Origin of the sequence: Clostridium amylolyticum (assembly GCF_900142075.1) — a bacterium.
Lineage (GTDB): Bacteria > Bacillota > Clostridia > Clostridiales > Clostridiaceae > Clostridium_AA > Clostridium_AA amylolyticum.
Window position 1 is genome coordinate 555,751 of record NZ_FQZO01000002.1, and the last position, 13,421, is coordinate 569,171.

Genomic DNA, 13,421 nt, shown 5'->3' on the forward strand with positions numbered 1-13,421 from the left:
GGAGGAGTATTATGAAAGTTTATAGGCGCTTTGAACTATTCAAAGACGTGACGGATACAGAGTGGCAGGATTGGAAATGGCAGACAAGAAACAAAATTGAAACCTTAGAAGATTTAAAGAAATATCTTCCGCTAACACCAGAAGAAGAGGAAGGTGTAAAGGAGTGCTTGGGAACCTTAAGGATGGCTATTACGCCTTACTATCTATCACTAATAGACCCTCAAGATCCTTATGACCCTATAAGAAGACAGGCAATACCTACAGCTCTAGAGATAAAGAAATCCTCTGCAGACCTCTTAGATCCGCTGCACGAGGACAGCGATTCCCCTGTAAAAGGCTTAACTCACAGATATCCTGATAGAGTGTTGCTTTTAATTACAGACCAATGCTCCATGTACTGCAGGCACTGCACCCGCAGAAGGTTTGCCGGCCAGCATGACTGCCCTCTACCTATGTCCCAGATAGAAGCAGCCATAGAATATATAAGAAATACTCCTCAGATAAGAGATGTGCTTTTATCCGGTGGAGATGCTCTTCTAATATCAGATGAAAAACTTGAATATATCATAAAGAAACTTAGGGAAATACCTCATGTAGAAATAATTAGAATTGGAACTAGGGTGCCTGTGGTTCTTCCACAAAGAATTACTGATAACCTGGTAAATATGCTGAAAAAATATCATCCTATATGGGTAAATACTCATTTTAACCATCCTAATGAAATAACAGAGGAGTCAAAAATAGCTTGTGCAAAGCTTGCAGATGCAGGCATACCTTTAGGAAATCAGTCTGTTTTGCTACGAGGAGTAAACGATTGTGTTCATGTTATGACTAATCTAGTTCATGAACTGGTTAAGATAAGAGTAAGACCTTATTATATATATCAATGTGACTTATCTTATGGTCTTGAGCATTTTAGGACTCCAGTTTCCAAGGGTATAGAGATTATTGAAGGTCTTAGAGGACATACTTCAGGTTACTGCGTTCCTACCTTTGTGGTGGATGCACCTGGAGGAGGAGGAAAGACCCCAGTAATGCCAAACTATGTTATATCTCAAGCTCCTGGAAAGATAGTACTAAGAAACTTTGAAGGGGTTATTACCACCTACAGCGAACCGGATAATTATAAGGAAGATTGTAATTGTGACCATTGCAGAAGCTTAAAAACCTCCAAACTTACCGGAGTTGTTTCCTTGCTGCAAGGCAACAATTTATCCCTTGAACCAGAAAATCTTCCAAGAAGAAAAAGAAAGCTCACTGAAAATCCAGAACTATTAAAAATATAAATATAAGGAGGGCTGCTGCATGAATGCTTCTCTTGAAAATTTAATAAAGGACTATAATTCCTTATGCATTATGGGCATGTGCAAAAATGCTGGAAAAACAGAAGTATTTAACTATCTGTTAAGTAAGACTTCTCATAATGACATGGTCCTTGGAACTACCTCCATAGGTAGAGATGGAGAGGAATTAGATGCAGTGACCCTCACTAAAAAACCCAGAATATTTGTAAGAGAAAACACCTTGCTGGCTACCTCTAGACAGAGCCTTTTTCTTTGTGATTTTACCAAGGAAATATTACATTCCACAGGGATAAACACTCCCATGGGAGAGATAATAATAGTTAGGGCCTTAAGTGGAGGCTATGCTGATTTGGCTGGCCCCTCTACCCTTTTTGAACTTTCTTCTATTATTGAAAAGCTCTATGAACTTGGTGCTTCAAAAATAATGGTAGATGGTGCTTTAAGCAGGAAATCTTTTTCCTCCCCTTTTATAACAGAAGCTTGCATTTTAGCTACAGGTGCAGCATTAAGCAGCCATATGGAAAAAGTTATTGATGAAACAACCTTTACCGTTAGATTATTTTCCCTAGAGGCTATAAAGGACAACCAAATAATTAGAGTAGCAGAAGCCCATGGAGAAAATAATGTGGTGGTAGTTATAAATAAATACCATGAGCCAAAAATTCTAAAGGTAGTAAGCTCACTACACTGTTCAAAGGAAATAATAGAAAATGTAGATTCCTTTACCCGTTACATACTGGTTAATGGTGCTGTTACAGATAAGCTTTTACTAGATTTATTATCTTTAAGGGAAGGTTTAAAAAATATTACTTTATTAGTAAAAGATAGTACTAAACTTATAATTTCTGAAGATACTTATAATAAATTTATATTCCTAGGGGGAAATATTAAAGTGCTTAAAGAAACCTCTTTATTGGCAGTTACCATAAACCCTACCTCTCCCCAAGGCTATGAATTTGACTCTCACATATTTAAAGAAAAACTTCAAGAAAAATTAAATGTACCTGTTATTAATATATTTAACCCGTAAATTATTTTTAATGAATTTAAAAATAAATAAACTAAGGAGGGGTTACCTATGAAGGATTATTTCATGAAATTTATCTCACCCAGCGTACTTAACCAGATAGGCTTTAACTTTATTATGGATGAATTTGCCCCCATAACCCCTTATGGTTTAAACATAAAAAATTCTCTCACCATATATAAACCCGGTGAAGAGGATAAGCTTCAACATGAATTTCTAATACTTGAAAAGCTTATTAAAGATATGGGACAAAAGGAAAAAGAATATAATGATTTAAAATTATGCCTAATGAAATTTAAAGATATTTCTGGCTCTATAAAACGCTGTATAAATAATAATATATTAGATGAAGTAGAGCTATTTGAAATAAAAAATCTATGTATAAACTTAACTAATTTTCAAGGCTTGTGTATGGATATAAAGCTTAAAAAAATAATACCCACTTTAAAGCTTAATGATATTCATCCTGTATTAAAGCTTCTAGACCCTGAGGATAAAAAGCTACCTACTTTTTTCATCTACGATGCTTATAGCAGTACATTAAAGGATATAAGGGAAAGAAAAAAATCTATAGAAAATAAGATGTTCACCTCTTCACCCAAGGAATTAGAAAGCTTAAAAGCTTTAAGACTTAATATTGTAAATGAAGAACTCCAGGAAGAACTTAAAGTAAAAGAATATTTATCCAATATGTTAAATAAATACATTGAAGATATTATAGAAAATTTAAAGAGCCTAGCTGAAGTGGATATACTCCTTGCTAAAGGTGAGCTAGCTATTAAATATGGCGGGAGAAAGCCTGAATTATCTAATGATTTAATCATTCATATGGACTCTGCCTTAAACCCTTATATCGCAAAGATTTTAGATTCTAAAGGTAGAACTTTTACCAAGCTATGTATAGAGCTTAACCAAGGCTCTACAGTAATTACAGGAGCAAATATGGGAGGTAAAACCGTAGCTTTAAAAACTCTCATACTAAATATTCTATTAGTGCATTTTGGTTTCTTTCCTTTTTGCAAAAGTTTAAAGCTTTGTTTATTCAACTTTGTTTATTTTAGCTCTGAGGATAAACAGAATCTCTCCAAAGGCCTTAGCAGCTTTGGGGGAGAAATAATGGAGCTTAATGAAGTATTGAATGAAGCTGACAAGGGTAGAGCACTTATAGTTTTAGACGAATTTGCCAGGGGTACAAACCCTAAGGAAGGGGCTATACTCTGTAGCTCTGTTACCTCTTATATGAATAAATTAAATAGTATAGCTGTTATAGCCACTCATTATCATGGCATAGCTAAGGAAGGTATTTGCCATTATCAGTGTATAGGATTAAAAAAAGCAGATTTTAACACATTAAATAATAAACTTAAGACCTCTAGAGAAGACTCTATAGAAATAATTCAAGAGTATATGGACTTTAACTTAGAAAAGGTATCTGCCTCTTCTGAGGTTCCTAAAGATGCATTAAATATATGTAAGTTATTAAATTTTAAAAAAGAAATAGTAGAAAGTGCAGTAAAACTATACGAAAAGGGGGATTAGTATATGGAAAGCAAATTAAACTTAAATTTTCAAAAAGTAGATGAAGCAAGAAATTATGCAAAAAACATCGCATTAGAAACTCAAGAATTTATAAACAAACATACCACCACCGCTGTAGAAAGGACGGTATGTAGACTTCTTGGCATTGATGGTGTGGATGAAGTAGGGGTTCCATTAGCTAACATAGTGGTAGAAAACATATGTAAGGGTGGAGGTTTATCCTTAGGCGCTGCTTATTTTATAGGTAATGCTATGATAGAAACTTCTTTAACTCCTCAAGAAATAGCAGAGAGAGTATCAAAAGGAGAGCTAGATTTAACTAAGCTTAAGCAAGAGGATTTATTTAATATACAACTTGCTTTAAACCCTATAGTAAATAAAACCGTAGAAAGAATAAAAAACAATAGAGAAACTAGAAACATGCTTTTAAATAAGTATGGAGATAAAAAAGGTCCTCTTATTTATGTAATAGTGGCTACTGGAAATATATATGAAGATATAACTCAAGCTAAGGCTGCTGCAAGACAAGGTGCAGATGTTATCGCTGTAATAAGAACCACAGGACAAAGCCTTTTAGACTATGTGCCCTATGGAGCCACCACTGAAGGTTTTGGCGGAACCTTTGCCACCCAAGAAAATTTTAGGCTCATGAGAAAAGCACTGGATGAAGTAGGAGAAGAGTGTGGAAGATATATAAGGCTGTGTAATTATTGTTCAGGACTATGCATGCCTGAAATAGCTGCCTTAGGAGCTATGGAAAGATTAGACGTAATGCTTAACGATGCTCTTTATGGAATTCTTTTTAGGGATATAAATATGAAAAGAACCATGATAGATCAATTCTTTTCAAGAGCTATCAACGGTTTTGCCGGCGTAATAATAAATACCGGAGAAGATAATTATTTAACCACTGCGGATGCCGTAGAAGAGGCCCATACCGTGCTGGCTTCTCAACTAATAAATGAACAATTTGCACTGCTGGCTGGTCTTCCTGAAGAGCAAATGGGACTAGGCCATGCCTTTGAAATTGATCCTGAGCTTAAAAATGGGTTTCTCTTTGAATTATCCCAAGCTCAAATGGCCAGGGAGATCTTTCCTAAAGCTCCTCTTAAATACATGCCACCTACTAAATTTATGACAGGAAACATTTTTAAAGGACATGTACAAGACGCTCTATTTAATATAGTAACTGTGATGACTTCCCAAAGGATACATCTTCTTGGAATGCTTACTGAAGCTATTCATACTCCTTTAATGTCTGACAGAGCTCTTTCTATAGAAAATGCTAGATATATTAATCACACCATGGAAGATTTAGGAGATGAAATTTGCTTTAAGAGTGATGGCATAATTCAAAAAAGAGCCGATGAAGTGCTTAATAAGGCCTGTAATCTTCTTGAAGAAATTCAAGGGCAGGGACTGTTTACTACCTTAGAAAAAGGTATCTTCGGTGGTGTAAAAAGACCAATAAACGGTGGAAAAGGCTTAGATGGAGTTATAGAAAAGCATGAGAGTTACTTTAATCCCTTTATTGAGCCTATGCTAAGGAGGAACTAATATGAGCAGCGGATTATATTCTACAGATAAAAAAGACTTCGACAAAACTCTGGACTACGAAAGAATAAAACCCTATGGGGACACTATGAACGATGGAAAAGTGCAGCTTTCCTTTACCCTTCCACTACCTGATGGAGATAGAGCTTGCGAAGCAGCAAAAATACTAGCAAAAAAAATGGGCTTACAAGAACCTAATGTAGCTTTTCATAATGCCTTAGATGATAACTTTACCTTCTTTGTGGTTTATGGAAACACTTCTTATGAGGTAGATTATAATTCCATAAAGGTACAATCTGTAGATGTGGATAAGATGTCCATGGAAGATATAAATACCTATATAAAGAGTAACATTAAAAGAAAGGTAGTAGTGCTAGGTGCTTCTACTGGCAGTGATGCTCATACCGTAGGTATAGATGCTATTATGAACATGAAGGGCTATGCAGGTCATTATGGTCTTGAAAGATATGAAATGCTTGAAGCCTACAACCTTGGAAGTCAAGTTCCTAATGAAGAGTTTATAAAAAAAGCTATAGAGTTAAAAGCTGACGTACTTTTAGTTTCACAAACCGTTACCCAAAAAAATATACACATTCAAAACTTAACAGAACTTGTAGAACTTCTAGAAGCGGAAGGCATAAGACACAAGATTATTCTTGTCTGCGGAGGTCCAAGGATAACCCACGAACTAGCTAAAGAGCTTGGCTATGATGCTGGTTTTGGCCCTGGAAAATACGCAGATGATGTGGCAGCTTTTGCAGTGACAGAAATGGTAAATAGAAAACTACTTTAAAAGTATATACACTATAAATCCTATATAAAGCGAGGTATAAAATTGTGAAGGAAAAGGTCTGCCAAAACTGTGGCAAGACTAACAGTTATGAGGATATATATTGTCAGAGCTGCTGGTCACAGCTATCCTTATGCCAAAAAACATCTCAGCTTAAGATAAAGAACAAAAGATTAATGTATTACAGCAAGCTCTCTGCATATTTTTCTATAATAATTTCACTAATAACAGCATTGCTTATATGGACTATAGGAAGACCTTTAGGAAAAACTTCTTTAATTTTAGGATTATATGTAATGGCTCTAGGAGTATTGCTGTTCTTTATATGTTTATGCTTCTACAGTATAATTAAAATAATTGATAAATAATATAAAAGACTAAGAACGCAGTATTGTAGCGATTCTTAGTCTTTTATATTATTCTTCTTTTTTCTTCTGAGAATTTTTAATCATTTCTAAAAGATCTATTCCTGTGGTAGCCTTTACGGTTTCAGGGAGCTTGGTCATTATATCTGTAACATAACCTGTAACCTTAGAAGCTCCTCCAGAGGTGGAATTTCCTCCATCCATAATAACAATCTTTTCTGTCTTTGAAAGTGGCTCTGCTATTGACTTTGCAATCTCTGGCAGCTTTTCAATGATCATTTGAGCCATAGCAGCATCATTGTACAGCTTATAAGCTTCAGCCTTTTTAAGCATAGCTTCTGCTTCTGCCTTACCGGTTTCTCTTATTATTTCTACCTTTGCTATACCTTCCATCTTCATAGCTTCAGCTTTTGCTTGTCCTTCAAGCTTTATTGCCTCCGCCTTGGCTTGAGCTTCTTGTATAGCTTCAAATTTCATAGCTTCTGATTGCTTTTTAACAGTACCTTCAAGTTCTTTTTCCTTCCTTAAAGCTTCCTGTTCAGCAAGTTCTATCTCTTTTTGCTTTTTAATTATCTCAACCATCATAGAGGTTTCGGTAACTTCTTTATTAACTTTATTTGATTCTATCTCATAAGCTAAGTCAGCCATAGCTTTTGCTGTTTCCTGTTCTTTTCTATAAGCTTGAACCTTTAGCTCTTTATCTTTTAAAGATTCGGCCACAAAAGTTTCAGCTACAAGCTTAGCAGCTTCCCCTTCTTTAAAAGCTTCTGAAGTCTTTATCTTAGTTTCCTTTTGAGCTTCTGCTTCAGCTATTTCAGCATCCCTTTTAACTTCTGCTATTCTTCCCTTACCCAAAGCTGCAAGATATCCATTGTTATCAGATATATCTCTTATGGTAAATGCCTTTATCTCTAATCCCATTTGATCTAAATCAATGGCTGCTACCTCTTGAACCCTGGAAGCAAATTTTTCTCTATCCTTGTATATTTCCTCTACAGTAAGCTTTGATACTATTTCTCTTAGCTTACCTTCTAAAACGTCCTTAGAAGTATCCTTGATTATGTCTATGGTCTTATCCTCATTGCCTGTATTAAACTGTTCAACAGCAGCTAATACAGATTCATGATCAGACTTAACTTTAATAACTGCAACTCCATCAGCAGATATACCAACCCCCTGCTCTGTAAGAGCATTTCCTATCCTTATTTCAATTTTCATATTTTCTAAGGATATTCTATCGGTCCTTTCCAGCATTGGTATTACTACTCCACCGCCTCCGGAAATTACTCTCTTTTTAAGTCCAGTAACTACTATAGCTTTATCTTGCGGAACCTTTCTCCACATGGACAATAGCCCTATAATTAAAACTATAATAACAACAGCTATAATGATAGGAATTAAAAAATCTGGATTCATACTTATTCCCCCTTTTTTTATTTATTATTTATATAACCCTTTAGGATTATTTTAAGATTACATAAAAAGTATTACCTTCAATTTTTACAATTATCACATTACTTCCTTGTTCTATTCTTTCCCCTTCTAAGCTCTTTGCTGGAGATGTATAGCTATTTCCTTTATAACTGTAAGCTATGGTGCCATAAGAGTTTTCTAATATAGTACTTATAACCTTAGCCTCCTTGCCTATAAATTCAGCTCTTTCTCCAGAACTGGTATTTTCAGATTTATAAAGTGGAACTACAATAAACTTATTAATAGAAAAAGCTATAGCTAAAGCGGAAACAAATGAAATTATAATACTTAAATACCAAGGCATCTTGTTTAAAGTTATAAGTCCTAACCCACCAAAGATAGTTATAAATGAAATTATTACCGCTGGCTTTAAGGCTGAAAATACTCCCTCAAAAGCACCATCTCCTCCTATATCAAGGCTGTCAAATATACCGCCTAATATAAATGTAATAATGGTGTAAACTACCCCTGCACTAAAGAATAAATAATACATAAATTTCATCTGCTGTCACCCCTTCCATTATATACATATTATACCACAGAATAATTTAGAATTTAGAATTTAAAATTGAGAATGTAGGAAAGTTTTTCTGAAAGAGCATCAGAAAAACTAATGAATATAGTTGAAAATCTAAAAACTCCTGAGGAGTTTTTAGATTTTTTAAGAAAAATAGCCCAAAGGCCTGAGGCCTTTGGGCTATTCACATAAATTCTCAGAAACTCCGCTAGGAGTTTCCTCCTTCATTCTACATTCTCAATTCTAATTTTCTTTAAACAAACAGTTTCAGTAGCGTGCTGGCTAGAATGAGTATAAACGCTCCTCCAAGCCTTGAAGAAATCTGTGCGAAAGGCATGAGTTTCATTCTGTTGGCTGCAGAAAGTACTGCAACGTCTCCTGTTCCACCCATGTTAGCCATGCAGAGTCCTGCTGTTATAGCAGATTCTATAGGATAGAAGCCTACAAATCTTCCCACTATTCCAGAACCTATTATAGCTCCTATAACTGTTACCCCTACAAGAACTATGTAGGTTAAGCTGAACGCGGCTATAACTTCATTTAAATTAGTATATGCCACACCTATACCCACAAGTAATGCTGGTGTAAGATTCTTCATTATAAAGGAGAACCATTGATGACAAGCTAATTCGTATTCTCTAGGAATAAGTCCAAAGGCTTTTACTAATGCCACGGAGATTATCATCCAAGCATAAGGATGTATGCCTCCTGGCACTAATTTTCCCACTATATTACCCCAGATAAAGAAGGATACTGCTAAGAATAAGCCTTTTCCCATAAGCAAGAAGTCTGGTGCCACTGCATCATCTTCTTCCACTACTGCTTCTCCTTCGATTCTCATAAGGTCACCATTACCTGTTAAAGCTGGCTTTACTTTTCCTAACTTATCTAATAATCCCCCACAAACTATAGATAAAGCATTACCCATGGCTACTGCTGGAACCATTATGGATAACATCTTAGTTGGATCCTGAGTCATGGCAGTACCGAATATTTTTGCAAGAGGCACTGCTCCTGCTCCCATTCCACCACCCATAATTGGAATTCCTATGTAGAATATGGCTTCTTTTGCACCGTATCCCATAATAGCACCAAATAAAGCTACTAGTCCTAGTGCAGCAACCACACCACCTAATATAGCAGGTAAATATCTTAAGGCTGCTTTTATAAGAAGCTTTCTATTCATACCCAATATGCTTCCAGTAATAAGAGCTGCTATATAAAAGTCTAAGAAACCTTCACCCTTCATAAAATTTGTCATGATTTTAATTGAACTTTCTGGTAGCAGTTTAAACATAACTAAAGCTGCTGAACCAAATATTATTATTATTGGTCCTCCACCAAGGTAGTCCTTTACAATTGGCATATTATCTCCTACTAAACCAAGTACGCTTCCTAGTACCATCATAAGCGCTAAAGCACCTATCATGCCTGTAGGAAGAACTTCTAAGAAGGTTCCTATAAGTATAATTGCAGAAAAAATTAAAAATACCGGTAAGGATAATCCCATGATTCTAAAGGATTTTGCTTTGTTGTTTTCCATTATGACCCCTCTTCCCTTTATGTTTTATAATATTGACTATCATCCTTAACACTCCCTGAAAAGATAGAGTGTTAAGGATGTTGTGTCCCTATTCATATATTCTTAGCTTCACTGGGAGAAGTATGTTCCACTTGAAGTTAATAATATCCTTTAAATTAAAGCTACTCCGCTTTCTCTGGCAGCTTTAGCTACTGCTTCTGCTACATTCTTAGCTACATTTCTATCTAAAGCATTAGGTATTACGAAATCTTCCTTTAAATCTTCAGCCTTTACCATATTAGCTATAGCATAAGCTGCAGCTATTTTCATCTCTTCATTGATCTCTTTTGCTCTCACGTCAAGAGCTCCTCTAAATAATCCTGGGAAAGCTAAAACATTATTAATTTGATTTTGGAAGTCTGAACGTCCAGAACCATATACTCTAACTCCAGCTTCTAATGCTTCCTCAGGCATTATTTCAGGTACAGGGTTTGCCATAGCAAATACTATGGAATCTGTATTCATGCTCTTTATCATTTCTTCAGTTAAAGTGTTAGGTGCAGATACCCCTACAAAAACATCTGCCCCTTTAACAGCATCTTTTAATGTTCCTGTTTTGCCATGTTTGTTAGTTACTTCAGCCATTATTTCTTTGTATTTATTGCCTACAGCATTCTCTTTAGTTATGATTCCTTTTCTATCGCAAAGTATTACATTACCTGCTCCTATGCTGATAATCATCTTAGCTATAGCTATACCTGCTGCTCCAGAACCATTTATAACTACTTCTATATCTTCTATTTTCTTGCCAGTAACCTTAAGAGCATTGATTAATGCAGCTACTGTTACTATGGCTGTACCGTGTTGGTCATCGTGGAATACAGGTATATCCAATTCCTTTTTAAGCCTTTCTTCTATTTCAAAACATCTTGGAGCTGATATATCTTCTAAATTTATTCCTCCAAAGGTGGGAGCTATTAATTTAACAGTTTTTATTATTTCTTCTGGATCTTTTGTTCCAAGACAGATAGGAAAAGCATCTACTCCACCAAATTCTTTAAATAAAAGTGATTTTCCTTCCATAACAGGCATACCTGCCATAGGTCCTATATCACCTAGTCCAAGCACTGCTGTTCCATCAGTAACCACAGCTACAAGGTTTCCTTTACTTGTATACTTATAAACGTTTTCAGGGTTCTCATTAATTTTTCTACAAGGTTCTGCAACTCCAGGAGTATATGCCATACTTAAATCTTCTTTTTCTTTTAATGCTACCTTTGAATCTACAGATATTTTACCTTTGTTCTCTTCATGCATTTTTAGACTTTTTTCGTAAATATTCATGTTATTCACTCCTTGACTCTTTCTTATTTTATATTAACTCATTATGAGTATTAAAAGTAATTTAATAAATAAAAAAAATTATGATATTTTATTAACGAATTTTGTAATAACTAATTTATAACTTCCCTATTATACCTATATAAATAACCAGGTCTTCCTACAGTACCATATTCCATTTCTTTAATTACCCTTCCAGTAAACTCTAAATAATCAAGATACCTTCTAATGGTAACTCTAGACATTTTTAAGTTTTCAGAAAGTTCTTCGCTGTTAGTGAAATCCTTAACGTTATTTTTCATAAAATCTTCTATTATTTCCAATGTGTTTTCATGAAGACCTTTTTTTAACCTCTTAAGCTCCTGATGATTTTGGGTTATAAGCGTATCTATATCTTCCTGTACAAATAGCTTTTTTTCCCTTAAAAGATTATATCTCTTTTTGTAGATTAAAAGGGATTTCTTTATTCTTTCGTATTCAAAGGGTTTAATAAGATAATCCACAACTCCTGATCTTAAGGCTTCATCAATATGCTCCACATCGTGAGCAGCAGTTACCATTATAACATCAGTTTTAATTTCTTTTATTCTAAGCTCGTCTAAAAACTTCATTCCGTCCATTCCAGGCATATAAACATCCAGAAGTACTAGATCTATTTTGTTAGAACATAAATAATTAAAAGCATTCCAACTATTATTAAATACCTTTTCTACTGAAAAACCATCTACACTATTGACATACATCTCATTTACTTCTGCCACCATATTATCATCTTCTACTATTATAACGCTTATCATTTTATCCCCCCTTTGGCAGATTAATAGTAATTGTTACAGGCTATTTTTTAACACATTATAACACCATATTTATTATATCAAAATTAAAGAATAAATGTAAAAAAACTGCCCATTAAGGCAGTTTTTAATTTAAATTGTTATTTTTTGCCTTTAGTATCATTTATACCAGGCTGTCTTGCAGAATTTCCTCGGGTAGTGTACCCATTTTTTGCATTTTTAGAATCGTTACTTTCATCTATCATGCTTTGCATTTCTTGCTTGTTTTTATTTTTTCCCATATCCATTCTCCTCTTAATAATTTTTTCAGTAAAATCTTTCCCTAATTTAAAAATTATTATTCAGAGAATTAATTGATGGTTACATGTTTCTAGATTTATCACTACATCTTTCTACAGCCTTTATTACCGCATTTCTAAAGTCATTTTCCTCTAATGCGGTCACAGCTTCTATGGTAGTGCCTGAGGGTGAACACACCATATCATTTTGTATTAAATAATATATGTTTTAAATAGTTTATATTTTAAATAAAATTTTCAAGCTTGTACATAAAACAATTTCTAAATAACCAATAATTAATTAGTATAAAGAAATATTATGCTTCCTTCTTATTATTTATATACTTCACCACTAACACCATAGCATAGCAAGGGCTTAAAAAGCAAAAGCTATTAGTGAAGATATAAGAAAGGAGGACTTATATGAATGATTTAATCCCTTTCAAAGTATCTGAAAATAAGTTTTTAACCAGCGAAGAATTCTTTAATGAATTTTTCGAAAATTATTTTATTAAAAAGAGTTTCAATCTAAAATTAATCAATGAAGATTTTAAAGTTAAACTAGAGGAAACTCCAAAAAAATATTTTGTAGAAGCAGACCTACGGAACTTTAATAAAAAGGATATTAAAGTAGAATATGTTAATAAATTTCTTGTAATTTCTGCTGAAAACAATACTAAGGGTAAAAGCAAAAATTATGTAAAACAAAGAATACCTTCAGACAACTTTCGTAGAATGTTTTATTTAGATAACATCCACGAAAAAAGTATATATACTAATTATAATAACGGGTTTTTAACCATTGTTTTATCAAAAATTTAAAATAAATATTAAATAAACTATTAATAAAAATAATGTTCTACCATCCACTAATCCATACTTGTTACTGAAAAAGGTATACAAGCAGGTAATTTTAA

General features: G+C 34.1%; 13 protein-coding genes and 1 pseudogene. 7 read left to right on the plus strand and 7 right to left on the minus strand.

All coding sequences use genetic code 11. The features are described 5' to 3' along the window. Positions 1-11 precede the first annotated feature (11 nt). Genes kamA through BUA82_RS07245 form a run of 6 tightly spaced genes read left to right on the plus strand, consistent with a single transcriptional unit; the run spans position 12 to position 6,582 of the window. Entirely contained in the window at positions 12-1,286 is a 1,275-nt protein-coding gene (kamA, locus tag BUA82_RS07220) for a lysine 2,3-aminomutase (protein ID WP_073006082.1), read from the plus strand. 19 nt (positions 1,287-1,305) lie between these two features. Continuing rightward, complete coding sequence (kamB, locus tag BUA82_RS07225; protein ID WP_073006084.1) at positions 1,306-2,334, plus strand: lysine 5,6-aminomutase reactivase subunit KamB; 1,029 nt, start codon at positions 1,306-1,308, stop codon at positions 2,332-2,334. Positions 2,335-2,382: 48 nt separating this feature from the next. Next, positions 2,383-3,870 carry a lysine 5,6-aminomutase reactivase ATPase KamC gene (gene kamC / locus BUA82_RS07230; RefSeq protein ID WP_083599822.1) on the plus strand — a complete coding sequence of 496 codons (1,488 nt, stop codon included), beginning with the start codon at positions 2,383-2,385 and terminating at the stop codon, positions 3,868-3,870. Positions 3,871-3,873: 3 nt separating this feature from the next. Continuing rightward, positions 3,874-5,427, plus strand: coding sequence for a lysine 5,6-aminomutase subunit alpha (gene kamD / locus BUA82_RS07235; RefSeq protein ID WP_073006087.1), 1,554 nt, complete (start codon positions 3,874-3,876; stop codon positions 5,425-5,427). 1 nt (position 5,428) lies between these two features. Beyond that, complete coding sequence (gene kamE, locus BUA82_RS07240; RefSeq protein WP_073006089.1) at positions 5,429-6,217, plus strand: lysine 5,6-aminomutase subunit beta; 789 nt, start codon at positions 5,429-5,431, stop codon at positions 6,215-6,217. A gap of 44 nt (positions 6,218-6,261) precedes the next feature. After that, entirely contained in the window at positions 6,262-6,582 is a 321-nt protein-coding gene (locus BUA82_RS07245) for a hypothetical protein (protein WP_073006092.1), read from the plus strand. A gap of 48 nt (positions 6,583-6,630) precedes the next feature. Here BUA82_RS07245 and BUA82_RS07250 read toward each other — a convergent pair whose 3' ends face one another. The 7 genes and pseudogenes from BUA82_RS07250 to BUA82_RS07275 all read right to left on the minus strand — a co-directional run. Further along, entirely contained in the window at positions 6,631-7,995 is a 1,365-nt protein-coding gene (locus BUA82_RS07250; protein WP_073006094.1) for a flotillin family protein, read from the minus strand. A 46-nt stretch (positions 7,996-8,041) separates the two neighbouring features. Then, positions 8,042-8,554 (minus strand): NfeD family membrane protein, encoded by a 513-nt coding sequence (locus BUA82_RS07255; RefSeq protein WP_073006096.1) that lies wholly within the window; start codon positions 8,552-8,554, stop codon positions 8,042-8,044. A 268-nt stretch (positions 8,555-8,822) separates the two neighbouring features. Beyond that, positions 8,823-10,112, minus strand: coding sequence for a 2-hydroxycarboxylate transporter family protein (locus tag BUA82_RS07260; protein WP_073006099.1), 1,290 nt, complete (start codon positions 10,110-10,112; stop codon positions 8,823-8,825). Between the two features lie 150 nt (positions 10,113-10,262). Then, positions 10,263-11,435, minus strand: coding sequence for an NAD(P)-dependent malic enzyme (locus tag BUA82_RS07265; RefSeq protein ID WP_073006101.1), 1,173 nt, complete (start codon positions 11,433-11,435; stop codon positions 10,263-10,265). A 110-nt stretch (positions 11,436-11,545) separates the two neighbouring features. Then, positions 11,546-12,229 carry a response regulator gene (locus BUA82_RS07270; RefSeq protein WP_073006103.1) on the minus strand — a complete coding sequence of 228 codons (684 nt, stop codon included), beginning with the start codon at positions 12,227-12,229 and terminating at the stop codon, positions 11,546-11,548. Between the two features lie 137 nt (positions 12,230-12,366). Then, entirely contained in the window at positions 12,367-12,507 is a 141-nt protein-coding gene (locus BUA82_RS20660) for a hypothetical protein (protein ID WP_178140702.1), read from the minus strand. A 79-nt stretch (positions 12,508-12,586) separates the two neighbouring features. Beyond that, positions 12,587-12,709 (minus strand): annotated as a pseudogene (locus BUA82_RS07275) (pyrroline-5-carboxylate reductase dimerization domain-containing protein); the annotation flags it as partial. 218 nt (positions 12,710-12,927) lie between these two features. Here BUA82_RS07275 and BUA82_RS07280 point away from each other — a divergent pair. After that, entirely contained in the window at positions 12,928-13,326 is a 399-nt protein-coding gene (locus BUA82_RS07280) for an Hsp20 family protein (protein WP_073006105.1), read from the plus strand. The last annotated feature ends 95 nt before the right edge of the window (positions 13,327-13,421 follow it).

Coding starts and splice junctions, on each gene's coding strand:
- BUA82_RS07250 (WP_073006094.1), bottom strand. CDS start 7,995: ATGAATCCAGATTTTTTAATTCCTATCATTATAGCTGTTGTTATTATA.
- BUA82_RS07270 (WP_073006103.1), bottom strand. CDS start 12,229: ATGATAAGCGTTATAATAGTAGAAGATGATAATATGGTGGCAGAAGTA.
- BUA82_RS07280 (WP_073006105.1), top strand. CDS start 12,928: ATGAATGATTTAATCCCTTTCAAAGTATCTGAAAATAAGTTTTTAACC.
- kamB (WP_073006084.1), top strand. CDS start 1,306: ATGAATGCTTCTCTTGAAAATTTAATAAAGGACTATAATTCCTTATGC.
- kamD (WP_073006087.1), top strand. CDS start 3,874: ATGGAAAGCAAATTAAACTTAAATTTTCAAAAAGTAGATGAAGCAAGA.
- BUA82_RS07255 (WP_073006096.1), bottom strand. CDS start 8,554: ATGAAATTTATGTATTATTTATTCTTTAGTGCAGGGGTAGTTTACACC.
- kamC (WP_083599822.1), top strand. CDS start 2,383: ATGAAGGATTATTTCATGAAATTTATCTCACCCAGCGTACTTAACCAG.
- kamE (WP_073006089.1), top strand. CDS start 5,429: ATGAGCAGCGGATTATATTCTACAGATAAAAAAGACTTCGACAAAACT.
- kamA (WP_073006082.1), top strand. CDS start 12: ATGAAAGTTTATAGGCGCTTTGAACTATTCAAAGACGTGACGGATACA.
- BUA82_RS07265 (WP_073006101.1), bottom strand. CDS start 11,435: ATGAATATTTACGAAAAAAGTCTAAAAATGCATGAAGAGAACAAAGGT.
- BUA82_RS07260 (WP_073006099.1), bottom strand. CDS start 10,112: ATGGAAAACAACAAAGCAAAATCCTTTAGAATCATGGGATTATCCTTA.
- BUA82_RS20660 (WP_178140702.1), bottom strand. CDS start 12,507: ATGGGAAAAAATAAAAACAAGCAAGAAATGCAAAGCATGATAGATGAA.